Raw genomic sequence first — 25,116 nt, forward strand, 5'->3', positions numbered from 1 at the left:
CGGCGGCGCCACCGGCACCCTTTCCGTCGCGGCCGCGGCGACGCCTGCTCGGAGGATGGGAAGGACTTGCCCTTGGAAACCCACAAGCACTTCATCGGCGGCCGCTGGACCGGTCCGGACAAGTACCTGCCGGTGGCCAATCCCTCGGACGGGCAGGTGATGGCCCGGATCGCGCGCGGCACCACCCAGGACGTGGACGCCGCCGTGGCCGCCGGACAGGCGGCGATGGAGGGCGACTGGGGCCGGCTGGACGCCGCCACGCGCGGCCGGCTGCTGCTGCGCCTGGCCGGGCTGGTGCGGCGCGACGCCGAGGCGCTGACCCGGATGGAAAGCGAGGATGTCGGCAAGCCGCTGGCCCAGGCGGCGGCCGACGTGGCCGCCTGCGCGCGCTACTTCGAGTTCTATGGCGGCGCCGCCGACAAGGTGCATGGCGAGACCATCCCTTTCCAGGAAGGCTACACCGTCCTGACGATGTGGGAGCCGCATGGCGTCACCGCCCATATCGTGCCGTGGAACTATCCGCTGCAGATCACCGGTCGCTCGGTCGGCGCGGCGCTGGCCATGGGCAACGCGGTGGTGCTGAAGCCGGCGGAGGACACCTCGCTGACCGCGCTGGCCCTGGCGCGGCTGGCGGACGAGGCGGGCTTCCCGGCCGGATCGTTCAACGTCGTCACCGGCCTGGGCGAGGAGGTCGGCGCGGCGCTGAGCGCGCATCCGGGGATCAGCCATATCAGCTTCACCGGCTCGCCCGAGGTCGGCACGCTGATCCAGGCGGCGGCGGCGCGGAACACCATCCCCGTGACGCTGGAGCTGGGCGGCAAGTCGCCGCAGATCGTCTTCGCCGATGCCGATCTGGCGGAAGCGGCGCCGACCGTGGTGAAGGCGATCATCCAGAATGCCGGCCAGACCTGCTCCGCCGGATCGCGCGTGCTGATCGAGGATTCCATCTACGACAGCTTCACCGCCGACCTCGCCGCGCGCTTCCGCGAGTTGCGCGTCGGCGCCGCGTCGCAGGACCTCGATCTCGGCCCGGTGGTGAACGCGGCGCAGAAGGAGCGGATCGAGCGCTACCTCGCCATCGCGGAGCGCGACGGGCTGCCCATCCTGGCGCAGGGCGAGCTCGGCCCGAACCTGCCGCGCGACGGCTTCTACGTGCGGCCGGTGCTGATCGGCGACGTGCCGCCGGACCATGTGCTGGCGCAGGAGGAGATCTTCGGCCCGGTTCTCGTCGCCATCCGCATCCGCGACGAGGCGGATGCGCTGCGCGTGGCCAACGGCACGGCGTTCGGCCTGGTGTCCGGCATCTGGACGCGCGATGTCGGCCGCGCGATGCGGCTGGCGCGTCGCGTGCGCACCGGGCAGGTCTTCGTCAACAACTATGGCGCGGCGGGTGGCGTGGAACTGCCCTTCGGCGGCATGAAGCGCTCCGGTCACGGGCGCGAGAAGGGTTTCGCCGCGCTCCACGGCTTCGCCACGCTGAAGACCATCGCGATCCGGCACGGCGCGTGATTCCAGGGAGGGAACAGGATGAGGCTCAAGGACAAGGTCGCGCTGGTCACCGGCGCGGGCGGCGGCTTCGGCGAGGGGATCGCGAAGCGCTTCGCGCAGGAGGGCGCGAAGGTCGCCGTGCTGGACCTGCGCGCCGATGCGGCGGAGCGCGTGGCGCGCGAGATCGGCGGCGACGCCATCGCCGTCACGGCGGATGTGGGCGACGGCCCCTCCGTGCACGGCGCGGTGGAGCAGGTGCGCGCGGCCTTCGGCGGGCGGATCGACATCCTGGTGAACAATGCCGGGACCACGCACCGCAACCAGCCGGTGCTGGATGTGGACGAGGAGACCTTCGATCGCGTCTTCCGCGTCAACGTGAAGTCGATCTACCTCTTCGCGCGCGAGGTCGTGCCGGTGATGCGCGACGCGGGCGGCGGCGTGATCCTGAACATCGGCTCCACCGCCGGGCTGCGGCCACGGCCGGGCCTGTCCTGGTACAACGCCACCAAGGGCGCGGTGAACGTGATGTCGAAGTCGCTGGCGCTCGACTTCGCGCCGTGGAAGATCCGCGTGAACGCGATCTGCCCGGTGATGGGGGCGACGGGACTGCTCACCGAGTTCATGGGCGTGCCCGACACGCCCGAGAACCGCGCGAAATTCGTCTCCACCATCCCGCTCGGCCGCATGTCGCGGGCGGAGGACATCGCCAACGCGGCGCTCTACCTCGCTTCCGACGAGGCCGAGTTCATCACGGGCGTGGAACTGCCCGTGGATGGCGGGCGCACCGTCTGACACCGGTTCGCGGAAGACAGGACTTCCGCGGACCTCTCGCGCGCGCCGTGTTGACCGGCCCGCGGCGCGCGAGGGAAGGCTTGCACGGGCCGGCACGGAAAGGCCGCTTTCCTTGCGCCGGCCGGAACGACCGCAGCGCAAGGCCGTGCGCCCCGCCCCGCCATGGCCCCCCGGCGCGGGCCGGGTTCCGGAAAATGCGCTGGCATCCCGTGCCACTTGCGCGCAGAATGCCGTGGCGGACAGGACTTCGCGTTATCGCGCCCGCCGGTCCGCAGTCCGGCTTTCCCATGGGCATCGGCATCCATGGATTGCCTCTGTGGATGGAAGCGGGCAAAACCCGCCCCTATCCATGATCCGGATGGGCACCGGGAAGAAGCGCAGGGTTGACTCAGGCGGGACCGGTTTCCGCAGAGGGCCTGAAAGGCATTCGCAATCGTTGTTTGGCCAGGAACTTCGTGACGGAAGACAGATTGGAACGCAGGGTTTGACAGCCGGTGACAAGTCTCCGCCAAGCCCTGTCCCACCTGCCCTTCGCACAGGTTCTACAGATATTATGAGAACTCATCGGTGCAACTGACGCGCGAGCAGTATGCGATCGCGGAATCGCTCGGCTGTCGTTTCCTGCCGGCGACCGAATCCCAGATCCATCGCTTGTCCATGCAGCAGCGGATCTTCTGGCTGGACGGAAAGGCCTTTGTCGTGAGCCGCCGGGACGGCTTCCACGAAACCGCCGGCACGTTGCGCCGCCTTCTCGCGCATGCGCTCGCCCCCGGCCTTTCCGAAGGGCCTTCCGGCGGCCATGCCGCGGCTCCGCCCACCGATGCGCCGCCGGCCGGGGCAGCCCGGGCGCCGGCCCCTCAGGCTTCGTTGCCCCAGGATGCCGCGCCCCGGGAAAAGACACCCCCGGCCGTGGAGGCACCTCCTGCGCAGGATGCTCCGGCCTCGCCTCCCCCGGCCGCCGCCCCGCCGGCGGGCAGCGTTGCGAAACCGCGCCGGGCCGGTGGCAGGGCACACCCTCCTGCGCCGGAGCAGCCCGCCCTGGCCCTTCAGGAGGCTTCCCCGGACACCCCACGCGGCACCACGGACAGCCAGGCGGAAGCCACGCCCGGGGAAGTTGCCGCGCAGCCCGTCGCGCCCCCGGAACCCGAGCCCGTGGCGGCGTCCGCGCAGGCCGGGAGCGAGGAAGTCCGCGCCGATGCCGCCGCCGCCCTCCTGGCCGGCGCCGGGCTGGGCAGCCTCGGCGTCCTGCTGCAGCCGGGGGCCCTGGCGCGGAAGCGTCCCCGCAAGCAGATCCCCGGGCTGCTGGCCCCGAAGAAGCGCGATCCGGTGTCGCTGACCGTGCAGATCGTGGCGGCCCATGTCTCGAACAACGCGGTGCAGACCACCGACCTGCCCAACCTGATCGCCGAGGTGCATCGCGCCCTGACGGGGCCGATGGGCACGGCGAACGGGGCGGAGCCGGGCCGCCCGCCGCCCGTGGCGGCCTCCCTGACCCGGCGCCGTGCCGAGGGCGCGCAGAAAGGTGCCGGGAAGGGCTGAACCCGGCGGCCGCGCCTACTCCCCCGGCCCCGGGAAAAGCGTGGCGCTACGCCCCATGAGCCGGTAGCCGAGCAGGCCCAGCCATTCATGCACGGCGCCGTCGAGGTTGCCGAGCTTATCGGGCAGGCTGTTCTCCAGCGTCTCGCCATAGGACGCCCCGCTGCGGTAATCGACCGGCCAGGGCAGGACCTCCCACCCGGCCCGCCGGAAGGCGCCGACCGAACGCGGCATGTGCCAGGCGGAGGTCACCAGCAGCCAGGTCTCCCCCGGCGCGGGCCGCACTTTCTGCCGCAGGAAGACCGCGTTCTCGTAGGTCGTGCGGGACTCCTCGTCGTAGATGACCGGCTGGGTCAGGCCCAGCTCCTCGAAGAGGCGGCGCGCCACCTCGGATTCCGTGACATGCCCGGCCACCAGCCGCCCGCTGCCGCCGGTGAAGGCCAGCCTCGCCCCGGGATAGCGCCGGGCCAGCCCCACGAAGGCGGTCATCCGCTCCGCCGCACCGTTGAGCGAGGGGGTGCCGTGCACCTCGGTCATCTCCGTCCGCACCGCCCCGCCCAGCACGATGATGCCATCCACATGGGCCGGGGGCGGATTGGGCTGCGGGAAGCGGTTCTCCAGCGGTGCCAGCAGCCAGGAATCGATCGGCAGCAGGATCAGCAGCAACTGGAACCCCGACGCCAGGCCGAGAAGCGTGAGCCCGCTGCGCCGCCAGCGGCGCCACACCAGCAGGGTCCCCAACAGGAGGCAGAGGAACAGCAGGAAGCTCGGCTGGGCGAGCAGCGAAAGGGACTTCGTGATCTGGAAGCTCAAGCGGCCCTGCCTGCATCCCGTTGCCCGGGCAGGCTAGCATGGCCGCTCCCGGGCCGGCGATGGCCCCCCCCCGCCGCCCGTTGCACGCCCCCCCGAAGGAGCGTCAGGCCACCCGCGTCGGCAGGGGCTGCCCGGCGAAATGCGCCCGCAGGTTCTCCACCACGAGGTTGCCCATGGCCAGCCGGGTCTCCACCGTGGCGCTGGCGCGGTGCGGCTGCAGCACCACGTTCTCCATGCGGCGCAGCGCCTCGGGCACATGCGGCTCCTCGGCGAAGACGTCGAGCCCGGCGCCGCCCAGGCGCCTTTCCTGCAAGGCCGCGATCAGCGCCGGCTCCGAGACGATGGAGCCGCGGGCGATGTTGACCAGGATGCCCTCCGGCCCCAGCGCGTCGAGCACATGGGCATTGACCAGGCCGCGCGATTCCGGCCCGCCCGAGGCGGTGATCACCAGGAAGTCGGATTCCCGCGCCAGCTCCACCAGCGAGCCGACAAAGCGGTAATCCGGCAGGCCCTCTACCGGATGCAGGTCGTTGTAGGCGATGGTCATGCCGAAGCCCGCGGCACGCTGCGCCACGGCGCGGCCGATGCGGCCCATGCCCAGGATGCCCAGATGCTTGCCGCTGACCTTGTGGCCGAGCGCCATGGTCTCGCGCTCCCAGCGCCCCTCGCGCACGAAGCGGTCGGCGTTGCAGAGGTTGCGCGACACGGCGAGCATCAGCGCCATGCCGAGATCGGCGACATCGTCGGTGAGCACGCCGGGCGTCGCGGTGACGGGGATGCCGCGCCGCCTGGCCTGCTCCGTGTCCACCGCATCCACGCCGATGCCGTTGACCGCGACGATCTCCAGCGCCGGCAGCGCCTCCATGACCGCGCCCGGCAGTCCGGCGGTGCCGCTGGTGGCAACGCCACGGATGCGCGGCCCCGTCTCGCGCAGGAAGGCATCCCTTTCACCCGGCGGGGGCAGGCGGTGCAGTTCGAAGGACGCCTCGAGCTTGGCCTCGATGGCCGGCATCAGTTTCGACATCACCAGGATCGCCGGCTTCTGGCTCATCTTCTTCCTCCCTGTGGCTCCGTGCCCACACGCCTCACATGGTCACTCCGGCAGCGTTTCAACATCCGGCCGAGGGAGGGCCATTGCCCGTTCCGGCCCTCCGCACAGGTCCGGCCAGGGCATTCCCGGCCCGTCCGCATCCGCCTCGCCAGGGCACCGGCTCATCGTCCCGGGCGCGGCGTCCGCGTTCCCGGGCGATGCGCCCCACGGCGGTCCGCTCCGGGTACGGGCCGGCCCGCCGATTGGGGGCGCCCCGTTCAGCCGATGGCGGTCCGCACCGTGCCGATACCCGGGAACTCCGCCTCCACCGCCGTGCCCGGCGGCACGGGGATGGCGCCGCAGCAGGAGCCGGTGGTGACCACGTCGCCCGCCTTCAGCCCGCCGGTGCGCGCGGCGGCATGGTTCGCCATCCAGTGCAGCAGCCGCGCCGGGTCGCCGCCCGGGTTGCCGCCCCTGCCCTCCGCCGCCACCTGGCCGTTCAGGCGCAGGATGAAGGGCTGCGCCGTGGGCACGACGCCGCGCCAGTCCGCCAGCGCCGGGCCGACGATCAGGGCGCCATGGCTCTGCTGGTCGGCCAGGTGGCTCAGCCTGTCGGTGGTGTTCAGCCCCATGAAGCGGGTGTCGGCGATCTCGATGGCCGGGTGCAGGCTGGCCACCGCGTCCAGCACCTCCTCCGGCGCATAGGGCTCGGCGCGCGGCGGCAGGTCGCGGCCCATGCGGTAGGCGAGCTCGGCCTCCACCCCCATCACCTGGAAGAAGCCGGGGGCGAAGGGGCTGTCGTCGAAGCGCAGCGTGCCGGCCAGGATCGGCGCGGCGAAGGGCGGGGCCTCGGGGTTGGCGGCACCGACCTTCCAGGCGGCGATGCCGCCCTGCTCCGGCGCCAGCGCCGCCGCCACCGCGTCCTGGATGGCATAGGCCTCGGCCTCGTCCTGCGGCCGGGCGCCGTCGGGCAGGACGGCGATCCAGTCGCGGCTGCGGCGGGCCTGGAGCAGCGCCTCGGTGGCGGCGCGCGGATCTGTCATGAAACTCGTTTCCGTCAGTCGGGCCGTCCGCACGGGGACCGGCCCGGGGACGGCGCTGGGGTGGTCAGGAACAGGACGGGCGATGCGCCTCAGTGCGAGTGCCGGGGCATCCCCTTGGTATGGACCACATCCTGATAGGCTGTGGCGAAGTCCAGGCAGGCGCCGTCGGAGAGCTGCCCCACCCGCTCGCGGTAGAGCTGCTGCCAGGGCGTCTGGTTGCTCGGCACATAGGGCTGCAGGGCATCGCGCCGCGCCGCGATCTCCTCCTCCGGCAGCAGAAGGTCCACCCGCCGGGCGCGCAGGTCGAAGCGCACGCGGTCGCCCGTCTTCAGCAGGGCGAGGCCGCCGCCCACCGCCGCCTCGGGCGAGACGTTGAGGATGGAGGGGCTGGCCGAGGTGCCGCTCTGCCGCCCGTCGCCGATGCAGGGCAGCGCGTTGACGCCACGCCGGATCAGCGCGTCGGGCGGCTGCATGTTCACCACCTCCGCCGAGCCGGGATAGCCGACCGGGCCGCAGCCGCGGATGAAGAGGATGCAGTACTCGTCGATCTCCAGCGCCGGGTCGTTGATCCGCTTGTGGTAGTCCTCCGGCCCCTCGAAGACGATGGCGCGGCCCTCGAAGGCATCCGGGTCCTCGGGGTTGGACAGGTAGCGGTCGTGGAACTCCCTGGAGATCACCGAGGTCTTCATCACGCCGGTATCGAAGAGGTTGCCGCGCAGCACCAGCATCCCCGCCTCCGGCATCAGCGGCGCGGAGAAGGGGCGGATCACGTCGCGGTCCTCCACCGTCACGCCGGCCAGGCTCTCGGCGATCGGGCGGCCGCTGACGCCCACCGGCCCGCCATGCAGCACGCCGGCATCCAGCAGCTCCCGCATCACCGCCGGCACGCCGCCGGCCCGATGGAAGGATTCGCCGAGATAGGCGCCGGCGGGCTGGCAGTTGACCAGCAGCGGCAGCTCGTGCCCGACACGCTGCCAGTCGTCGAGGCTGAGCTCGACGCCGACATGCTTCGCGATGGCGACCAGGTGCGGCGGGCAGTTGGTGGAGGCGCCCAGCGCCGAGGCCACCATGATGGCGTTCTCGAAGGCCTCCTTGGTCATCACCTTGCGCGGCGTCAGGTCCTCGTGGACCATCTCCACGATGCGCTTGCCGGTGACGTAGGCCATCTGCCCGCGCTCCCGGTACGGGGCGGGGATGGAGGCGCAGCCGGGCAGGCTCATGCCCAGCGCCTCGGCCAGCGAGTTCATCGACAGCGCCGTGCCCATGGTGTTGCAGTGGCCGACGCTGGGGGCGGAGGCGGCGGCCAGCGCCATGAACTCCTCGTAGCCGATCTCGCCCGCCGCCATGCGGCGCCGCGCCTCCCAGATGATGGTGCCGCTGCCGGCCAGCTTGCCCTTGTAGTGCCCGTCCAGCATCGGGCCTCCGGACAGGACGATGGCCGGGATGTTCACCGTGGCGGCGCCCATCAGCAGGGCGGGCGTGGTCTTGTCGCAGCCGGTGGTGAGCACCACCCCGTCGAGCGGATAGCCGTAGAGCACCTCGACAAGCGACAGATAGGCAAGGTTGCGGTCCAGCGCCGCGGTGGGTCGCTTGCCGGTCTCCTGGATCGGGTGGCAGGGGAATTCCAGCGGGATGCCCCCGGCGTCGCGGATGCCGGCCCGCGTGCGTTCCGCCAGCTCGATGTGATGGCGGTTGCAGGGGGCGAGGTCGCTGCCGGTCTGGGCGATGCCGATGATCGGGCGGCCGGATTGCAGTTCCTGCGGCGTCAGGCCGTAGTTCAGGTAGCGCTCCAGATAGAGCGCCGTCATATCCGGGTCGGAGGGGTCGTTGAACCAGTTCTGGCTGCGTAGCGTGGCCATGATGCACTCCTGCCCTGTCATCCGTCGCTGGCGTCCGGTTCCCGGATCACCGCTCCTCAGGGCGGGCATCAAACGACCGGCTCCCGCCCCTGTCCAGCCTCCCGCCCCGGCTTTCGCGGGCCGTTCCGTCCTCGGGGAAAGGCGGGGCGCGGCGCCCGGGGCAGCCCCCGGCAGAGAGGCTCCGCCCCCCTCTCCGCCGGGGACATGCTATGTCCCCGGGCCCCGCCTTTCGTTGGCGCCTGTGGCGGCCGTTACCCTGCCGCCTGATCCCCGAAACAGGTGGAAACGCGAGGCTCCCGAAAAGAAGAAAGACACCGTCTCCGCGCTCGCGGCACCGGCAGCCCGCCGGAGAGCATGGATCTCCGGCGCGATCCGGCATCCGTCAGGACCAACTCATCGGGTCCAGGGCCCGCAGGGTCCTGGCGGATAGGGGGTCCGGGGGAAAGGCGGCGCCTTTCCCCCGGGGAGAGCCACCCACGCCAAGGCCAGAACCATCCGGGCACGGAAATCGCTTGCCGCCGGGCGGCGCCCCGGCTGTGCTGGCCGGGTTCGGGCGAGAGGAGGCGGGCGGATGACGGGCCGGGCCGGGCTGGCGGGCGGGGAGCGCCACCGCTTCGAGGATCTGCGGCACCTGCTGGCGGCCGCGACGCCCAGGCGCTCGGGCGACGAGCTGGCCGGGATCGCCGCCGGGTCGGATGCGGAACGGGTGGCGGCGCGGCGGGTGCTGGCGGAACTGCCGCTGAAGGCCTTCCTGTCGGAAAGCGTGGTCCCCTACGAGGCGGACGAGGTCACGCGGCTGATCCTCGACACGCATGACGCCATGGCTTTCGCGGCCGTGTCGCACATGACGGTGGGCGATTTCCGCGACTGGCTGCTGTCGCACGAGGCGGATGCGGCGGCGCTGGCCGCGCTGGCGCCGGGGCTGACGCCGGAGATGGTGGCGGCGGTGTCGAAGCTGATGCGGAACCAGGACCTGATCGCCGTGGCGCGGAAATGCCGGGTGGTGACGGCCTTCCGCAACACGATCGGGCTGGAGGGGCGGCTGGCGAGCCGGCTGCAGCCGAACCACCCGGCCGACGACGCGCGTGGCATCGCCGTTTCCGTGCTGGACGGGCTGTTGCACGGTTCGGGCGACGCGGTGATCGGCATCAACCCGGCGACGGACAGCGTCCGCAACGCGGTGGAGCTGCTGCGGATGCTGGATGCGCTGCGCGAACGCTACGGGATCCCGACCCAGACCTGCGTGCTGACGCATGTGACGAACGCCATCCGCGCCATCGAGCTGGGCGCGCCGGTGGATCTCGTCTTCCAGTCCGTGGCGGGGACGGAGGGCGCCAATCGCGGCTTCGGCGTCGATCTCGCCACGCTGCGCGAGGCGCGGGAGGCGGCGCTGTCGCTCGGGCGCGGCACGGCGGGCGACAACGTGATGTATTTCGAGACCGGCCAGGGCTCGGCCCTGTCCGCCGAGGCGCATCACGGGGTGGACCAGCAGACGCTGGAATGCCGCGCCTATGCGGTGGCCCGCGCCTTCCGGCCGCTTCTGGTGAACACGGTGGTCGGCTTCATCGGGCCGGAATACCTCTATGACGGCAAGCAGATCGCCCGGGCGGGGCTGGAGGACCATTGCTGCGGCAAGCTGCTCGGCCTGCCGATGGGGGTCGATGCCTGCTACACCAACCATGCCGAGGCCGATGGCGACGACATGGACGCGCTGATGGTGCTGCTCGGCGCGGCGGGGGTGAACTTCCTGATCGCCGTGCCGGGCGCGGACGACATCATGCTGAACTACCAGAGCCTCTCCTTCCACGACATCCTCGCGCTGCGCTCCATGCTGGGCCTGCGGCCCGCGCCGGAATTCGAGGCCTGGCTGGAGCGGATGGAGATGCTGGGCGCCGACGGGCGGATGCGCCCGCCCCTGCCGCAGAGCCCGCAGGCGGCACGGCTGCTCGCCATGGCCCAGGACCGCGAGGAAGGCGGCTGAACATGGCGGAGGATTTCTGGGAACGCCTGCGCCTCGCCACGCGGGCACGTGTCGGGCTGGGGCGCAGCGGCGATGCCATGCGGCTGGCCGATGTGCTGGATTTCCAGATGGCCCATGCGCTGGCCCGCGATGCCGTGCACACGCCGCTCGACACGGCGGCGCTGCGGGCGGCCCTGTCACCGCTGGAGGCGGTGGAGGTCCGGAGCGCGGCGGGGGATCGCGGCACCTATCTGCGGCGGCCGGATCTGGGCCGGCGGCTGGCACCGGAAAGCCGGGCGCTGCTGTCGCGCGGCGAGTACGACGCGGTCTTCGTGATCGGCGACGGGCTCTCGGCGCTGGCGGTGCAGAAGCACGCGGCCGCCGTCCTCCGCGCCACGCTGGCTCGGCTGAAGGGCTGGCGCATCGCGCCCGTCGTGGTGGCGATCCAGGCGCGGGTGGCGCTGGGCGACGAGATCGGCGAGACGCTCGGCGCCACCCTCTGCGCCATGCTGATCGGCGAGCGGCCCGGCCTCAGCGTGGCGGAAAGCCTGGGCGTCTACCTGACCTACGCGCCGCGCACCGGCTGCCAGGATTCCGGGCGCAACTGCATCTCCAACATCCACGGCCATGGCGGCCTGTCGCACGAGGGCGCGGCGGAGAAGCTGGCCTGGCTGATGCGCGAGGCCCGGCAGCGCAAGCTGAGCGGCATCGGCCTCAAGGACGAGGCGCCGGTGGCCCTGCCGGGGGGCTAGGAACGTCGCGCCGGCATCCACCATGAACCGGCCTTGTGCCGATTTCCAGGACGTGCCGACCCGCCTGCCGACGCTGCCCAATAGCCGCCCTGGTGAACTGCTGCTGCATCACTGGATATCGGACGGCCCATCTGAGGCGTCAAAGGTGTGTCCGGCGGGCACTTATGATCCGCTGGTTTCTTTTTTCTTCTTCGCTTGATCGTGATGCCACTTGATAGAGAAGAACATGCCCGTGCCCAACACGAGAATCTTGAATGGAAAGAAGATTATGGGGAACCAATCCCACATTTCGAATATTTCCAGGCTATGACACTATCTATCGTCAGGAGCGCTACCTCAAAACTGCTGCTTCAGCAATGCCCCACCAACGCCGCTCAGGAGGTTTCGTTGGACGCCCGGGCGGATGGTTCCCGCTGCCCTGGGGAAAGGCGGCGTCTTTCCCCAGCCTCCTATCCGCCAGGGTCCTGAAGGTCCTGGACCTCCCCTTCCCTGGCACACGCCGCCGGCCGGGGGGGGACACAGCCACCGCAAACACCTCTTGCTTCTCCACCCATTCCTCCGTATAGGAATAAAGTCAACTCACACGCCGCAACCGAGCACTCCACAGCGCCCTCCGGGCAATCCCCGGCTGGCCGGACAGCGTCCCGCCCAAGCCTGGCCGACAGCGCCGGCATACGCTGTCCCACCGGGCCCTTCCAGGGGCTTCAGGCTGAGCGCGCCTCGCACACCGCCCGCCACGGCGTCACCTGTTCCGGAACAGAAGTCGGATCAGCCATCATCCGGCACGCCGGTTGAAACCCACGTCCTTTCAGCCGGAAAAGCCTTAAAATCCTAAAATGCTAAAGCGATAAAACAGCCCGCATGGCCGGATGCCCTGCCCCGCAGGAATGGGGCGGCACATGCCTCCCGCGCCGTGCCGCTCAGCCAACCCCACGAATCCCGCCTCGGACCCCCACGCGCCCACGGGGGGCACGCCCGCGGATCGGCGAGCCCCGCCAGCCGTATCAGGCGCCAGCCCGCCGCAACCCACGAAGCCACCCGGGGTGGGACGGCGCCCTCAGCGCAGGATGCCGGTATGACCCAGCGAGTAGCGGCCCGGCATCGGCCAGACGGTCAGGCCATGTGGCTCGGCGCCGACCTTGATCTGCTTCACCGCGCCGGTGGTGGTGTCGAAGGCATAGACCACGTCGTCGAAGCGGCCCGAGAGCCAGAGCGTCTTCCCGTCGGCGCTGACATTGCCCATGTCGGGGCTGCCGCCGCCGGGGATGGGCCAGTTGGCGACGACCTTGCCGCTCGCGAAGTCGAGCACCGAGACGCTGCCCGGCCCCTTGCGCGCGCCATGCACCTTATGGGAGCCGCGGTTGGCGATGTAGAGCACCTTGGCGTCGCGGCTGGGATAGAGGCCATGCGTGCCGACGCCGGTCGGGACATAGCCCGTCTCGACGAAGCGGTCGCCGTCGAGGACGAAGACGCCATCGGCCATCATGTCGGCGACATAGAAGGTGCGGCCGTCCGGCGCCACGCGGATGTCCTGCGGCATGCCGCCCTTGGACAGCTTCAGGTACCCGACGACCTTGTGCTCCACCATGTCGATCTTGGCGAGGCGGCCGCCGAACTCGCAGGTGAAGATGGCGTAGCGCCCGTCGGCGGAGAAATCGGCGTGGTTGATGCCACGGCAGTCCGGCGTGTCGATGGAGAACTGCATCGCCATCGTGTGCGGGTCGCGAAAGTCGAGGCGCTTGCGGGCCTCGGCCACCACGATCGCCGACTTGCCGTCCGGCGTGAAGTACATGTTGTAGGGATCGTCCACCGGGATGGCCTCACCCGGCTTGCCGGTGGCGGCGTCGATGGGCGTGAGGCTGCCATCCTCCTTGCCCTCGGCATTGTTTGTCGCCCAGAGCGTGCGCAGGTCCCAGGACGGCACGACATGCTGCGGCCCGCGGCCGACCTTGAACCGGTCCACGACCTTCATCGTCCCGGGATCGATGACGTAGACATCGTTGGAGCGCAGGTTCGGCACATAGACGCGCGGCAGGTCGCTGCGCACCACCGGCGCCAGCTTGTCGCTGGTGGTCTCGCTGTAGATGTTGCCGGGCACGGTCACGGGCGGCATGCCGGGCACGGTCTGCACGGCGGCCGGGGCCGTGTTCTGGGCCAGGGCCGGCCGGGCCAGAACAGCGGGAGCGGCCAGCATCGCCAGGAGCAGCAGGCGGGAGGCGGAACGGGACATCGGCAGGCGTATTCCTCGATACGGGCCCATGGTCACGGGGGCCGTTTCCGGGGTGGGGCGCCCGGGGGCGGTGCGGTTCGTGAACACGAAGCCGCGCCTCGGGCGAAGGGGGTGGCGGGGCCGGGACGCGAGCATGTGAACCGGCATGCTCCCGGCTGCGGAAGGCGGGTCAGCGGCGCGGCGCGGTGGCCTGGCGGATGGCGGCCACGGTCTGGGCGACGATGGCGCCGGTGCCGATCTGGCCGAGCTCCGCCGTGGCCGGGCGCGGGTCGCCGCCATAGACGCCCTGGGCCGCGCCGGGCTTCTCGGTCGCGGCCTGGAGGGCCTGCTGCCGCACCAGGGAGGGGCGGGTGGCGAGCGTCAGGGCGGTGTCCATGAGGTCGGCATGGGTGCCGATGTCGTCGCCCAGGCCACGGGCGCGCAGGGCCGGGGCGAAGCTGCTCTCGATGGTGTCGTAGTACTGCGCGATGTAGTGCGCCCGCGCCGGGCCCTTGGCCCATTGGCGGTTCAGACGGTCGGCCACATGCCGCAGGTTCTTCTGGTAGCCGCCATGGTCGCCGATCAGCACGATGTCGGTGAAGCCATGCGCGGCGAAGCTTTCGGCGGCGGAGGCCAGCAGGCCCTCGAAGACCTCGGGCGGGATGCTGATCGTGCCGGGAAAGCGCATGTGCGAGCTGGGCGGGTTGATGTTGCCTTCCGGCACATAGGCGATCACCGGGGCGAGCAGGGCATTGCCGAGCTGCCGGGCGATCTGCTCGCCGAGCACCGCCACGCGGGCATTGTGCTTGCCCACGGCGATGAAGGGGCCGCTCTGCTCCGTGCCGCCCACGGGGATGATGACGGTACGCTTGCCGGCCTGGGTGGCGGCCCGGATCTCCGTCCAGGTGAGCTGGTCGAGCCAGACCGTATCGGGCGGCTGCGCCCAGGCGAGAGGGGCGAGAACCAGGAACCCGGCGAGGATCGGGACCTGGAGAAGGGCCAGGTGTCGCTTCCGGAAAGCGGATCGGCGGAACATGGGAACCAGGCAACTCCGGCAATGAGTTCCTGTCTACTCCCCTCCCCGCCCCCCTGCCCAGCCTTCGCGCCCGCAGCGGAGGCCGCGCCCATTCCACGGAAAAGCGCGGAAAACCTCGCTTTCCTCCGGCCGGGCGCGGCCCGGCTCACTTCATGAACGATAATCCACCTTGTCGCCATCGACGAGGCGCAGCGCGGCGGTCCAGGCGAGGTCGTAGATATGCGGGGAGTCGGAGCGGTTGAACTGCTCCGCGGTCCGCAGGCGCACCTCCTCCGGCGGGAAGACGATCTGGTCCATGCCGGCCGAGAGCGCCGCCACCTGCGCCTGGCAGGCGCGCTCCAGGTAGTAGATGTTGTTGAAGGCCTCCGCCGCCGTGCGGCCCGTGACCAGCAGCCCGTGGTTGCGCAGGATCATCGCCTTGTGCTGCCCCAGATCGGCGACCAGCCGCTCGCGCTCGTCGAGGTCCAGCGCGATGCCCTCGTAGCCGTGATAGGAGAGGTGGCCATGGAACTTCAGCGCGTGCTGGCTGATCGGCAGCAGCCCCTCCTTCTGCGCCGAGACGGCGATGCCGGCGCTGGTATGGGTATGGACGACATAGGCCGCGTCATCCCGCGTCATGTGGATCGCGGAGTGGATGGTGAAGCCCGCGGCATTGACCGGCTTGGAGGAAGCGTCCTCCTCGATCACGTTGCCCTCCAGGTCGATCTTCACCAGGTCGCTGGCCCGCATCTCGTGGAACATCACGCCGTAGCGGTTGATCAGGAAGTGGTGGTCGGGCCCCGGCAGGCGGGCGCTGATATGGGTGTAGATGAGGTCCGTCATCCGGTGATAGGCGACGAGCCGGTAGAGCGCCGCGAGCTCGCAGCGGATCTTCCATTCCTCCTCGCTGATCCCCCGTAGGCTGGCGGGCGGGAGGCTGGAGGGCGGCGTGGTCACGTTCATCGGGCTTCTCCCATCGGGCGTTTCTGGCGGAACGGGGATGATCGGCGGGCCGCGACTTTCCGCCCCCCGGCAGCGGCGCGTCAACCGCCGGCGGGGCCCGGACCCTTGCCCCGGCGTGGGCGCGGGTGTCTTTCGGCCCGTATCGCGGGCAGGCTTGCCCCGCACATGGGCAGAGGCGGAAGGAACCAGGCATGGAGCCGGAAATGGGAACGGATCTGGATTTCGCCGCGGCGACCGGCGCCAACGATGGCGGCGTGGTGCGGATCCGGCGCGACCTGCACCGCTTCCCGGAGCTGGGCTTCCTGGAATACCGCACCGCCGCGAAGGTGGCCGTCACGCTGGAACGGCTCGGCTGGTCGGTGAAGGCGGGGCCGGAGGTCATGGTGGAGGGCGAGATGCCCGGCCGCCCCTCCCCGGCCGAGACCGTGGCGGCGCGTGAGGCGGCGCTGGCGGCCGGCGCGCCGCCGGAATGGGTGGCGCGCATGCCGGGCGGCCAGACCGGGGTGGTGGCGGAGCTGCGGCGCGGCGACGGCCCCGTGCTCGCCTTCCGCTTCGACATGGACGCGCTGCCGGTGCGGGAGACGGAGGTGCTGGACCATGCGCCGAACCGGGAGGGCTTCCGCTCGCGCCGCGCCGGGGTGATGCATGCCTGCGGCCATGACGGGCACACCGCCATCGGCCTGGCCCTGGCCGCCCGCCTCGCATCGCCGACCGCGCGCTGGCGGGGCACGATCCGCCTGATCTTCCAGCCCGCCGAGGAAGGCGGACGCGGCGCCCGGCCCATGGTGGCTGCCGGCGTCGTGGACGGGGTCGACCATTTCTTCGCCGGGCATCTCGGCTGCCTGCTGCCCTCGGGCACGGTGGCGCCGGTGGCCACGGGCTTCCTCTATTCCAACAAGCTGGATGCCTTCCTGGAAGGCCGCGCCGCGCATGCCGCGATGGGACCGCAGGAAGGGCGCAACGCCCTGCTGGCCGGGGCCACGGCGGCGCTGAACCTGCACGCCATCAGCCGCCATGCCGAGGCACCGACCCTGGTGAATGTCGGAAGGATGGTGGCGGGCAGCGGCCGCAACGTGATCGCCGATTCCTGCCACCTCGTGCTGGAGGTACGCGGCGGCTCGCAGGCGGCACTGGACTACATGGACCACCGGGCGCGGGAAGTGCTGGCCGGGGCGGCGGCGATGCAGGATGTCGCGCTGCGCATCGAGGAGATGGGCGGCAGCATCGGCGCCACGCCGAGCCCGGAGGCCGCCGCCATCGTGGCGGAGGTGGCGCGCACCGTGCCGGGGATCGCTCGGATCGAGCCGGAATGGCCGATCGGCGGCGGCGACGATGCCACGCTGATGCTGCGCCGGGTGCAGGAGCAGGGCGGCAGCGCGACCTACTTCCTGCTGGGGGCCGATCTCAAGGGCATCCACCACGCGGTGGATTTCGACTTCGACGAGGCGGCCCTGCCGCAGGGAGTGGATCTCTTCGCCGGAATCGCGGAGCGCCTGCTGGGGCAGGACCGGCCACACCACCGGGACGGCGGCGAGGCCTGAGCTCCGGCTCCGCGGTCCGCATGGCCTCACGGATGGATATAGACGTAGCCCACCTGTTCCAGCGCCGCGATCTCGGCCACGCCGCTCGGCACGACATCCTCGGGCTTCGCCCCATGAAGCTGGCCCAGGGAGATGTGCCGCGCGTTGAGCGTGTTCGCGCAGATAAGGAACCGCACGCCATCCGCGCGCAGGGCATCCAGCTTGCCCGCGATCGCCTTGTCGGTGATCGCGAGCTTGAGCATATCCACGCCGGCGGAATGGTCCACCACGGCGATGCGCACATGCTCCTTGCCGACCGCATTGATGTGGTTGCGGATATTGTCGAGCAGCCCGTTGAAGTAGGGCGCGTTCGCCTCGCCCGTCACATCCTCGCCCAGCACATGGCGGCGGAAGAAGATCTCCGCCTTGATGAAGATCGAGATATCCGCGCTGCCGCCGTTGTTGTGGTAGACGACCTTCTGGATCACCTCGGGCGCCGACCCGGTGGGCGCGGCCCTTGCCGGGCAGGCCCATGCCGCCAGCATCAGGGCCGAAAAGAGTGTCGCGACGGCTTTCATTCCTGTCCTTGCCTCGGAAAACTTGCCGATCTGCGTAATATGCTGCAACGCAACGGGAAACAGAATTCGTCATGGTTGCGCGTGACTACGGACCCGGCATGGGTTTTCCACACGCAGTGAGTTTGTGTATCCCTTGAGATTATCTTCATGCGTGCATAAATCGCGTCATTTCCCCCATGACACGAATGCGCCGGACAGCACCCCGATTCCAGCCCCGGCATGGTGTCGGAGCGGTCAGGCCGGCAATGCCTCCTCCGGGCGACGGCAGCCTTCGAGAACGAGGTCGGTGTGCAGCCGCACCACCTCCTCCGGCGTCAGGCGACCGTCCGGGCGGTACCAGGTGCAGACGCCGGTCAGCATGGCCAGCATGGCATAGGCGGCGACCCGCGTATCGGCCAGGGCGAATCCCCCCGCCGCGACGCCCGCGTCCAGCAGGGCGATGAGCCGGCCCTCATAGCCCCGGCGCAGGGCCAGGATGGCGTCGCGGTTCCGCGGCTCCAGCGCGCGCAGCTCGAAATTCGCCACATAGACCTCGCGCTTCTTGTCCATGTGGTAGAGCAGGTGATGCGCCACGAAGGCGCGCACCTGCCCCCGGGGATCGGGCGGCGCGGCGTCCAGCGCGGCCTCCGTGCTGGCGAGCAGCGCCTCCATATGCTCGCGCACCAGGCCGAAGAGCAGTTCCTGCTTCGAGGAGATATGGTTGTAGAGCGAGGCAGGCTGGATTCCGACCTCCGCCGCGAGGTCGCGCAGGCTCATCGCCTCGAAGCCATGCTCGTGGATCAGGGTCAGCCCGACCTCGCGGATCAGCGCCGCCGTGCGGGGGCCGTTCGAGCCTGCGATACGCGCCATCGTTTCCTTGACCTCTTCCCAGCCAGCATAAACTTACGTATGTTCGTTTGCAACGAGGCCCGTCAGTGGCCCCATGTCCAAGCGTGCGCGTTCAGGGGAGGGTTACGCATGTCCAGTGGCTTCCAGGGGCTGGATTTCGGCCTGGGCGAGACCACCGAGGCCCTGCGCGAGCAGGTCTCCGCCTTCGCACGGCGGGAGATCGCTCCACGCGCCGCGGAGATCGACCGCGAGAACGCCTTCCCCAACGATCTCTGGCGCAAGTTCGGCGATCTCGGCCTGCTCGGCATCACCGTGCCGGAGGAGCTGGGCGGCGCCGGCATGGGCTATCTCGACCACGTCGTGGCGCTGGAGGAGATCAGCCGCGCCTCCGCCTCGGTCGGGCTCAGCTACGGCGCGCATTCCAATCTCTGCGTCAACCAGATCCGCCGCAACGGCAGCGGGGCGCAGAAGAGCCGCTACCTGCCGAAGCTGATCTCCGGCGAGCATATCGGCGCCCTGGCGATGAGCGAGCCCGGCGCCGGATCGGACGTGGTGGGCATGCGGCTGCGAGCCGAAAAGCGCGGCGACCGCTACGTGCTCAACGGCAACAAGATGTGGATCACCAACGGGCCGGATGCGGATGTGCTGGTGGTCTATGCCAAGACCGACCCCGAGGCCGGGCCGCGCGGCATCACCACCTTCGTGATCGAGAAGGGCTTCCGGGGCTTCTCCACGGCGCAGAAGCTGGACAAGCTCGGCATGCGCGGCTCCAACACCTGCGAGCTGGTCTTCCAGGATTGCGAGGTGCCGGAGGAGAACATCCTGGGCGGCCTCGGCCGGGGCGTGAACGTGCTGATGAGCGGGCTGGACTACGAGCGCGCCGTGCTCGCCGCCGGGCCGCTGGGCATCATGCAGGCCTGCATGGATGTCGTGCTCCCCTATGTGCACGAGCGGAAGCAGTTCGGCCAGGCGATCGGCGAGTTCCAGCTCATGCAGGGCAAGCTGGCCGACATGTACAGCACGCTCAGCGCCTGCCGCGCCTATGTCTATGCCGTGGCGCAGGCCTGCGACCGGGGACAGACAACGCGCAAGGACGCGGCGGGCGCGATCCTCTACGCCGCCGAGAAGGCCACCTGGATGGCGCTGGAGGCGATCCAGTGCCTGGGCGGCAATGGCTACATCAACGAGTACCCGACCGGGCGCCTGCTGCGCGATGCCAAGCTCTACGAGATCGGCGCCGGGACGAGCGAGATCCGCCGGATGCTGATCGGGCGGGAACTCTTCCGGGAAACGGCGTGAGGCGCGGGCCATGCCAGTCCTGGAAACCGCCCTCGATCCCCGCGGCGCCGAGGCGCGCGCCAATGCCGAAGCGATGCGCGCCGTCACCGACGAGCTGCGCGCCCTGGCCGAGCAGGTCCGCCTCGGCGGCGGCGAGGCGGCGCGGCAGAAGCATCTGGGGCGTGGCAAGCTGCTGCCGCGCGATCGCATCCGGGCGCTGATCGATCCGGCCTCTCCCTTCCTGGAGATCGGCCAGCTCGCAGCGCAGGGCATGTATGGCGGCGAGGTGCCCTCGGCCGGAATGGTGGCCGGGATCGGCCGCGTCTCGGGGCGCGAATGCATGATCGTCGCCAACGACGCGACGGTGAAGGGCGGCACCTATTTCCCGCTGACGGTGAAGAAGCACCTCCGCGCCCAGGAGATCGCCGAGCAGAACCGCCTGCCCTGCCTGTACCTCGTGGATTCCGGCGGCGCCAACCTGCCGCAGCAGGACGAGGTCTTTCCCGACCGCGACCATTTCGGGCGCATCTTCTACAACCAGGCACGCATGTCGGCGCAGGGCATCCCGCAGATCGCGGTGGTGATGGGAAGCTGTACCGCAGGCGGCGCCTATGTGCCCGCCATGTGCGACGAGAGCATCATCGTCCGCAACCAGGGCACCATCTTCCTGGCCGGGCCGCCGCTGGTGAAGGCCGCGACCGGGGAGGTGGTGACGGCGGAGGAGCTGGGCGGCGCCGATGTCCACAGCCGCACCTCCGGCGTCACCGACCATTATGCCGAGAACGACGCCCATGCGCTGGGCATCGCCCGGAACATCGTCGCCAACCTGAACGCCACGAAGCGCCCTTCCCTGGCGATCCGCGAGCCCCGCGCCCCGCTCTATCCGGCGGAGGACCTCTACGGCCTGATCCCCGCCGACCGGCGCAAGCCTTTCGAGGTGCGGGAGGTGATCGCGCGGCTGGTGGACGGCAGCGAGTTCGACGAGTTCAAGCGCCTCTATGGCGCCACGCTGGTCTGCGGCTTCGCCCATATCTGGGGCTATCCGGTGGGAATCGTGGCCAACAACGGCATCCTCTTCGGCGAGAGCGCGCAGAAGGGGGCGCATTTCATCGAGCTTTGCGCCCAGCGCGGCATCCCGCTGGTCTTCCTGCAGAACATCACCGGCTTCATGGTCGGCAAGAAGTACGAGACCGGCGGCATCGCCAAGGACGGCGCCAAGATGGTGACCGCCGTGGCCACCGCCGCCGTGCCGAAATTCACCGTGATCATCGGCGGCAGCTTCGGCGCCGGCAATTACGGCATGTGCGGCCGCGCCTATTCGCCGCGCTTCCTCTGGATGTGGCCCAATGCCCGCATCAGCGTGATGGGCGGGGAGCAGGCTGCCTCCGTCCTCGCCACCGTCCGCCGCGACGGCATCGAGGCCAGGGGCGGAAGCTGGAGCGCGGCGGAGGAGGAAGGCTTCAAGGCACCGATCCGCGCGCAGTACGAGACGCAGGGCCACCCCACCTATTCCTCCGCGCGGCTGTGGGACGATGGCGTGATCGACCCGGCCGAGACGCGCCGCGTGCTGGCGCTGGGCCTTTCGGCCAGCCTCAACGCGCCGATCGAGCCGACGCGCTTCGGCCTGTTCCGGATGTGAGGACCGCCATGAACGACACCATCCTGCTGCAGATCGACCCGCGCGGCGTGGCGCGGCTCACCCTGAACCGGCCAGAGCGGCACAATGCCTTCGACGACGCGCTGATCGCCGGGCTGTCCGCGGCGCTGGAGGAGCTGGGCGAGGACCCGCGCGTGCGCGCCGTGGTGCTGACCGGCGCCGGGCGCTCCTTCTCCGCCGGGGCGGACCTCGACTGGATGCGGCGCATGGCGGAACATTCGCACCAGGACAACCTCGCCGACGCGGCGAAGCTGGCGCGGCTGATGCACCTGCTCGCCCGCCTGCCGAAACCGACCCTGGCGCTGGTGCAGGGCGCGGCCTATGGCGGCGGCGTCGGGCTCGCCTGCTGCTGCGACGTGGTGCTGGCCGCCGACACGGCTCGCTTCTGCCTGAGCGAGGTGCGGCTGGGCCTGACACCTGCCACCATCAGCCCCTATGTCGTCGCCGCCATCGGGGCGCGGCAGGCGCGCCGCTACTTCACCACCGCCGAGGTGATCCCACCCCACCGGGCGCTGGAGATCGGGCTGGTGCATGAGGTGGTGCCGGCGGCGGAGCTGGAAGCAGAGGCGGAGAAGGTGCTGGAGGCGCTGCTGCAAGGGGCTCCGGGTGCGCAGGCGGCGGCCAAGGACCTCGTCTTCCTCTGCGAGGGACGCGTGGTGGACGAGGCCTTGTCCGCCGAAACCGGCCGGCGCATCGCCGAGCGGCGCGCCTCGGAGGAAGGGCGCGAGGGACTGGGCGCCTTCCTCGGCAAGCGCCCTCCGTCCTGGCGCATCCTCCAACGTATGCCGCCCGAGCGCATGAACTGAGGACGAGGCGATGTTCCGCAAGATCCTCATCGCCAATCGCGGCGAGATCGCCTGCCGGGTGATCCGCACCGCGCGGCGTCTCGGCATCGGCAGCGTCGCGGTCTATTCCGAGGCCGACCGCGCGGCGCGGCACGTCCATCTCGCCGACGAGGCCTATCCCATCGGCCCGGCCCCGGCGCGGGAAAGCTATCTCTCCATCCCCCGCATCCTTGATGCCGCGCGGCGCTCCGGGGCGGAGGCGATCCATCCCGGCTACGGCTTCCTGTCCGAGAACGCGGAATTCGCCGAGGCCTGCGCGACGGCCGGGATCGCCTTCATTGGCCCGCCAGTCGCGGCGATCCGCGCCATGGGCTCGAAATCCGCCGCCAAGTCGATCATGGAACGCTCCGGCGTGCCGCTGGTGCCGGGCTATCACGGCGAGCGCCAGGAGATGGCTCTGCTGGCCGAGGAAGCGGCACGGATCGGCTATCCCGTGCTGATCAAGGCCTCGGCGGGCGGTGGCGGCAAGGGCATGCGCGTGGTCGAGGCGGCTGGCGATCTGGAGGCGGCCATCGAGGGCGCCAAGCGCGAGGCCAGGGCCTCCTTCGGCGACGACCATGTGCTGATCGAGAAGTACCTGACCCGGCCCCGCCATATCGAGATCCAGGTCTTCGCCGACACGCAGGGCAACGCCGTCTCGCTCTTCGAGCGCGACTGCTCCATCCAGCGCCGGCACCAGAAGGTGATCGAGGAGGCCCCCGCCCCGGGGCTGGACGAGGCGCAGCGGCGCGCGATGGGCGAAGCTGCGATCGCCGCCGCGCGGGCCGTGGGCTATGTCGGCGCCGGCACGGTGGAGTTCATCGCGGAAGACGGGCGCTTCTTCTTCATGGAGATGAACACCCGCCTCCAGGTGGAGCATCCCGTCACCGAGGCGATCACCGGGCAGGACCTCGTGGAGTGGCAGCTCCGCGTCGCCGCCGGCGAGCCGTTGCCGCTGCGGCAGGAAGACCTCCGCATCCAGGGACACGCCATCGAGGCGCGGATCTATGCCGAGGACCCGTCGCGCGACTTCCTGCCCTCCACCGGCACGCTGGCGCATCTGCGCCAGCCACGCGAGAGCGACGGCGTGCGCGTCGATACCGGCGTGCGCCAGGGCGACGCGATCACGCCGAACTACGACCCGATGATCGCCAAGCTGATCGTGCATGGCGAGGACCGTGACGCGGCGGCGCAGCGCCTCGCGGCGGCGCTGGCGGAATACGAGGTGGTGGGGGTGCGCACCAACCTCGCCTTGCTGCGCGCCCTGGCCACGCATCCCGCCTTCCTGGCGGCGGATCTCGACACCGGCTTCATCGCCCGGCACCCGGAGGTGCTGGAAGGTTCCGCCGAGCCCGTGCCGGACACGCCGGCCTGGGCGGCGGCCGCCTGGACGGTGCTGCAGGAGGAAGCACGGACCGCCGGGGCGGCGGCGCGGGGGTCGGGCGATCCCTTCTCGCCCTGGGCCTGTGCCGATGCCTGGCGGATGAACGGGGCGGGCTACCAGGATCTGCTCTTCGAGGCCGGGGGCGAGCGCGTGGCGCTGCGCGCGGCGCTGCGCCGGGACGGATCGCTGGACCTCGCCCTGCCCGGCGGCAACAGCGCGCATGTGGCGGCGGAGGAGACGGAGGACGGGCTGCGCCTGCGCCTCGACGGCGTGCAGCACCGGATGGCCGTGGCACGGCAGGGCGACATGCTGACCGTGCTGCGCGGCGGCCTCGGCGTGCGGCTGCGCGTGCTCGATCCGCTGGCGCCGCCCGAAAGCCAGGCCGCCGGCGGCGACCGCGTGATCGCCCCGATCCCCGCCCGGGTGACGCGCGTCCTGGTTTCCCCCGGCGACAAGGTGGCCAAGGGCACGCCCCTGCTGGTCCTGGAAGCGATGAAGATGGAGCTCACCCTCTCCGCCCCCGCCGGGGGCGTGGTGGAGAGCATCCGCCATGGCGTGGACGAGATGGTGGAGGAAGGCACGCAGCTCGTGACCTTCGCAACGGAGGCGGCGTGATGTTCCCCGGTCATGTCCGCATCGTGGAGATGGGTCCGCGCGACGGGCTGCAGAACGAGGCACGGCCCGTTTCCGTCGCCACGAGGATCGCGCTGGTCGAAGCCCTGGCCGATGCCGGCCTCCGCAGCATCGAGGCGGGCAGCTTCGTCTCTCCGAAATGGGTGCCGCAGATGGCGGGCACGGCGGAGGTGCTGGCCGGGCTCACGCCGCGCCCCGGCGTGGACTATCCCGTGCTGGTGCCGAACCTGAAGGGGCTGGAAGCGGCGCTGGCCGCCGGGGCACGAGAGATCGCGGTCTTCGGCGCGGCCTCGGAGAGCTTCTCGCGCGCCAACATCAACTGCTCCATCGCCGAGAGCCTGGAGCGCTTCGCCTCGGTGGTGGAGCGGGCGCTCGCCGCCGGACTGCGGGTACGCGGCTATGTCTCCTGCGTGCTCGGCTGCCCCTATGAAGGCGCCGTGTCGCCGGAGGCCGTGGCGCGCGTCGCGGCCGCGCTGGCCGGCATGGGCTGCTACGAGGTCTCGCTCGGCGACACGATCGGCACGGGCACGCCGCTCGCCGCGCGGCGGATGGTCGAGGTTGTGGCGGAGCATGTGCCGCTGGAACGGTTGGCGCTGCATTTCCACGACACCTATGGCCAGGCGCTGGCGAATATCCTGGCCTGCCTGGAGCTTGGCGTCTCGGTGGTGGACAGCGCCGTGGCCGGGCTGGGCGGTTGCCCCTATGCCAAGGGTGCCTCGGGCAATGTCGCGACGGAGGACGTGGTCTACATGCTCGACGGCATGGGCATCGGGACCGGCGTGGACCTCCCCCGCCTCGCCGCGGCGGGGCGCATGATCTGCGCAGCGCTGGAACGTGAGCCGGCTTCCAGGGTGGCACGGGCGCTCGCCGCCAGAACCAATGAATGGGAGGTCCAGGAACCTCAGGTTCCTGGCGGATAGGGGGTCCGGGGGAAAGGCGGCGCCTTTCCTCCCG

Annotated in this window: 21 protein-coding genes; 11 read left to right on the forward strand and 10 right to left on the reverse strand. The window is 70.7% G+C overall.

The features are described 5' to 3' along the window. Positions 1-72 precede the first annotated feature (72 nt). A complete protein-coding gene (locus tag BT98_RS0110405; protein ID WP_019460814.1) occupies positions 73-1,509 on the forward strand; it encodes an aldehyde dehydrogenase family protein in 1,437 nt (478 codons plus the stop codon). A gap of 18 nt (positions 1,510-1,527) precedes the next feature. Continuing rightward, a complete protein-coding gene (locus BT98_RS0110410; RefSeq protein ID WP_019460813.1) occupies positions 1,528-2,280 on the forward strand; it encodes a glucose 1-dehydrogenase in 753 nt (250 codons plus the stop codon). 561 nt (positions 2,281-2,841) lie between these two features. Here the strand turns inward: BT98_RS0110410 and BT98_RS27240 are convergent. Then, the gene (locus BT98_RS27240; protein WP_155985199.1) at positions 2,842-3,039 is read right to left on the reverse strand and encodes a hypothetical protein; all 198 of its coding nucleotides are present in this window, start codon (positions 3,037-3,039) and stop codon (positions 2,842-2,844) included. A gap of 393 nt (positions 3,040-3,432) precedes the next feature. Between BT98_RS27240 and BT98_RS28415 the strand changes: the two genes are divergently transcribed. After that, on the forward strand, positions 3,433-3,819 hold the full coding sequence (locus BT98_RS28415; RefSeq protein WP_058389965.1) for a MucR family transcriptional regulator: 387 nt from the start codon (positions 3,433-3,435) through the stop codon (positions 3,817-3,819). A gap of 15 nt (positions 3,820-3,834) precedes the next feature. Here BT98_RS28415 and BT98_RS0110420 read toward each other — a convergent pair whose 3' ends face one another. From BT98_RS0110420 to BT98_RS0110435, 4 genes are all read right to left on the reverse strand, one after another. Continuing rightward, positions 3,835-4,629 (reverse strand): YdcF family protein, encoded by a 795-nt coding sequence (locus BT98_RS0110420; protein ID WP_019460812.1) that lies wholly within the window; start codon positions 4,627-4,629, stop codon positions 3,835-3,837. 103 nt (positions 4,630-4,732) lie between these two features. Then, the gene (locus BT98_RS0110425; RefSeq protein ID WP_019460811.1) at positions 4,733-5,680 is read right to left on the reverse strand and encodes a 2-hydroxyacid dehydrogenase; all 948 of its coding nucleotides are present in this window, start codon (positions 5,678-5,680) and stop codon (positions 4,733-4,735) included. Positions 5,681-5,937: 257 nt separating this feature from the next. Further along, complete coding sequence (locus tag BT98_RS0110430) at positions 5,938-6,702, reverse strand: 2-keto-4-pentenoate hydratase (RefSeq protein WP_019460810.1); 765 nt, start codon at positions 6,700-6,702, stop codon at positions 5,938-5,940. A gap of 89 nt (positions 6,703-6,791) precedes the next feature. Beyond that, complete coding sequence (locus tag BT98_RS0110435) at positions 6,792-8,561, reverse strand: IlvD/Edd family dehydratase (protein WP_019460809.1); 1,770 nt, start codon at positions 8,559-8,561, stop codon at positions 6,792-6,794. Positions 8,562-9,132: 571 nt separating this feature from the next. Between BT98_RS0110435 and BT98_RS0110440 the strand changes: the two genes are divergently transcribed. Together BT98_RS0110440 and eutC are read left to right on the forward strand one after the other, a co-directional pair. Next, positions 9,133-10,542 (forward strand): ethanolamine ammonia-lyase subunit EutB, encoded by a 1,410-nt coding sequence (locus tag BT98_RS0110440; protein ID WP_019460808.1) that lies wholly within the window; start codon positions 9,133-9,135, stop codon positions 10,540-10,542. Positions 10,543-10,544: 2 nt separating this feature from the next. Then, a complete protein-coding gene (gene eutC, locus BT98_RS0110445) occupies positions 10,545-11,273 on the forward strand; it encodes an ethanolamine ammonia-lyase subunit EutC (RefSeq protein WP_019460807.1) in 729 nt (242 codons plus the stop codon). 1,057 nt (positions 11,274-12,330) lie between these two features. Here eutC and BT98_RS0110455 read toward each other — a convergent pair. From BT98_RS0110455 to BT98_RS0110465, 3 genes are all read right to left on the reverse strand, one after another. Further along, positions 12,331-13,503, reverse strand: a complete 1,173-nt coding sequence (locus tag BT98_RS0110455) for a YncE family protein (protein WP_019460805.1) — start codon at positions 13,501-13,503, stop codon at positions 12,331-12,333. Between the two features lie 169 nt (positions 13,504-13,672). Beyond that, positions 13,673-14,518, reverse strand: a complete 846-nt coding sequence (locus tag BT98_RS0110460) for a creatininase family protein (RefSeq protein ID WP_019460804.1) — start codon at positions 14,516-14,518, stop codon at positions 13,673-13,675. A gap of 150 nt (positions 14,519-14,668) precedes the next feature. Further along, entirely contained in the window at positions 14,669-15,460 is a 792-nt protein-coding gene (locus BT98_RS0110465) for a class II aldolase/adducin family protein (RefSeq protein ID WP_019460803.1), read from the reverse strand. Positions 15,461-15,651: 191 nt separating this feature from the next. On the opposite strand from BT98_RS0110465, the gene BT98_RS0110470 reads away from it, so the two are divergent. Next, entirely contained in the window at positions 15,652-17,001 is a 1,350-nt protein-coding gene (locus BT98_RS0110470) for an amidohydrolase (protein ID WP_019460802.1), read from the forward strand. A 26-nt stretch (positions 17,002-17,027) separates the two neighbouring features. Here the strand turns inward: BT98_RS0110470 and BT98_RS0110475 are convergent, their stop codons facing one another. Both BT98_RS0110475 and BT98_RS0110480 read right to left on the reverse strand, forming a co-directional pair. Then, positions 17,028-17,558 carry a DsrE family protein gene (locus tag BT98_RS0110475; RefSeq protein WP_019460801.1) on the reverse strand — a complete coding sequence of 177 codons (531 nt, stop codon included), beginning with the start codon at positions 17,556-17,558 and terminating at the stop codon, positions 17,028-17,030. Positions 17,559-17,792: 234 nt separating this feature from the next. After that, a complete protein-coding gene (locus BT98_RS0110480) occupies positions 17,793-18,407 on the reverse strand; it encodes a TetR/AcrR family transcriptional regulator (RefSeq protein WP_019460800.1) in 615 nt (204 codons plus the stop codon). 108 nt (positions 18,408-18,515) lie between these two features. Here BT98_RS0110480 and BT98_RS0110485 point away from each other — a divergent pair, with 108 nt between their 5' ends. Genes BT98_RS0110485 through BT98_RS23995 form a run of 5 tightly spaced genes read left to right on the forward strand, consistent with a single transcriptional unit; the run spans position 18,516 to position 25,082 of the window. Then, entirely contained in the window at positions 18,516-19,685 is a 1,170-nt protein-coding gene (locus BT98_RS0110485; protein ID WP_019460799.1) for an isovaleryl-CoA dehydrogenase, read from the forward strand. Positions 19,686-19,695: 10 nt separating this feature from the next. Next, the gene (locus BT98_RS0110490) at positions 19,696-21,303 is read left to right on the forward strand and encodes a carboxyl transferase domain-containing protein (RefSeq protein ID WP_019460798.1); all 1,608 of its coding nucleotides are present in this window, start codon (positions 19,696-19,698) and stop codon (positions 21,301-21,303) included. Between the two features lie 8 nt (positions 21,304-21,311). Then, positions 21,312-22,127 (forward strand): enoyl-CoA hydratase/isomerase family protein, encoded by an 816-nt coding sequence (locus tag BT98_RS23990; RefSeq protein ID WP_019460797.1) that lies wholly within the window; start codon positions 21,312-21,314, stop codon positions 22,125-22,127. A 10-nt stretch (positions 22,128-22,137) separates the two neighbouring features. Next, complete coding sequence (locus BT98_RS0110500) at positions 22,138-24,144, forward strand: acetyl-CoA carboxylase biotin carboxylase subunit (RefSeq protein ID WP_019460796.1); 2,007 nt, start codon at positions 22,138-22,140, stop codon at positions 24,142-24,144. Then, positions 24,144-25,082 (forward strand): hydroxymethylglutaryl-CoA lyase, encoded by a 939-nt coding sequence (locus BT98_RS23995; protein WP_019460795.1) that lies wholly within the window; start codon positions 24,144-24,146, stop codon positions 25,080-25,082. The genes BT98_RS0110500 and BT98_RS23995 overlap by 1 nt, the downstream gene beginning before the upstream one ends. Positions 25,083-25,116: the final 34 nt, after the last annotated feature.

The organism is Roseomonas mucosa ATCC BAA-692 (genome assembly GCF_000622225.1).
Taxonomy (GTDB): domain Bacteria; phylum Pseudomonadota; class Alphaproteobacteria; order Acetobacterales; family Acetobacteraceae; genus Roseomonas; species Roseomonas mucosa.

What these genes read in the sequence shown, in the direction of transcription:
- eutC (WP_019460807.1), top strand. Translation starts at nt 10,545, where the DNA reads ATGGCGGAGGATTTCTGGGAACGCCTGCGCCTCGCCACGCGGGCACGT.
- BT98_RS0110475 (WP_019460801.1), bottom strand. Translation starts at nt 17,558, where the DNA reads ATGAAAGCCGTCGCGACACTCTTTTCGGCCCTGATGCTGGCGGCATGG.
- BT98_RS0110425 (WP_019460811.1), bottom strand. Translation starts at nt 5,680, where the DNA reads ATGAGCCAGAAGCCGGCGATCCTGGTGATGTCGAAACTGATGCCGGCC.
- BT98_RS0110485 (WP_019460799.1), top strand. Translation starts at nt 18,516, where the DNA reads ATGTCCAGTGGCTTCCAGGGGCTGGATTTCGGCCTGGGCGAGACCACC.
- BT98_RS0110440 (WP_019460808.1), top strand. Translation starts at nt 9,133, where the DNA reads ATGACGGGCCGGGCCGGGCTGGCGGGCGGGGAGCGCCACCGCTTCGAG.
- BT98_RS0110480 (WP_019460800.1), bottom strand. Translation starts at nt 18,407, where the DNA reads ATGGCGCGTATCGCAGGCTCGAACGGCCCCCGCACGGCGGCGCTGATC.
- BT98_RS0110500 (WP_019460796.1), top strand. Translation starts at nt 22,138, where the DNA reads ATGTTCCGCAAGATCCTCATCGCCAATCGCGGCGAGATCGCCTGCCGG.
- BT98_RS0110460 (WP_019460804.1), bottom strand. Translation starts at nt 14,518, where the DNA reads ATGTTCCGCCGATCCGCTTTCCGGAAGCGACACCTGGCCCTTCTCCAG.
- BT98_RS0110410 (WP_019460813.1), top strand. Translation starts at nt 1,528, where the DNA reads ATGAGGCTCAAGGACAAGGTCGCGCTGGTCACCGGCGCGGGCGGCGGC.
- BT98_RS23990 (WP_019460797.1), top strand. Translation starts at nt 21,312, where the DNA reads ATGAACGACACCATCCTGCTGCAGATCGACCCGCGCGGCGTGGCGCGG.
- BT98_RS0110470 (WP_019460802.1), top strand. Translation starts at nt 15,652, where the DNA reads ATGGAGCCGGAAATGGGAACGGATCTGGATTTCGCCGCGGCGACCGGC.
- BT98_RS0110465 (WP_019460803.1), bottom strand. Translation starts at nt 15,460, where the DNA reads ATGAACGTGACCACGCCGCCCTCCAGCCTCCCGCCCGCCAGCCTACGG.
- BT98_RS27240 (WP_155985199.1), bottom strand. Translation starts at nt 3,039, where the DNA reads ATGCGCGAGAAGGCGGCGCAACGTGCCGGCGGTTTCGTGGAAGCCGTC.
- BT98_RS0110430 (WP_019460810.1), bottom strand. Translation starts at nt 6,702, where the DNA reads ATGACAGATCCGCGCGCCGCCACCGAGGCGCTGCTCCAGGCCCGCCGC.
- BT98_RS0110490 (WP_019460798.1), top strand. Translation starts at nt 19,696, where the DNA reads ATGCCAGTCCTGGAAACCGCCCTCGATCCCCGCGGCGCCGAGGCGCGC.
- BT98_RS23995 (WP_019460795.1), top strand. Translation starts at nt 24,144, where the DNA reads ATGTTCCCCGGTCATGTCCGCATCGTGGAGATGGGTCCGCGCGACGGG.
- BT98_RS0110435 (WP_019460809.1), bottom strand. Translation starts at nt 8,561, where the DNA reads ATGGCCACGCTACGCAGCCAGAACTGGTTCAACGACCCCTCCGACCCG.
- BT98_RS0110455 (WP_019460805.1), bottom strand. Translation starts at nt 13,503, where the DNA reads ATGTCCCGTTCCGCCTCCCGCCTGCTGCTCCTGGCGATGCTGGCCGCT.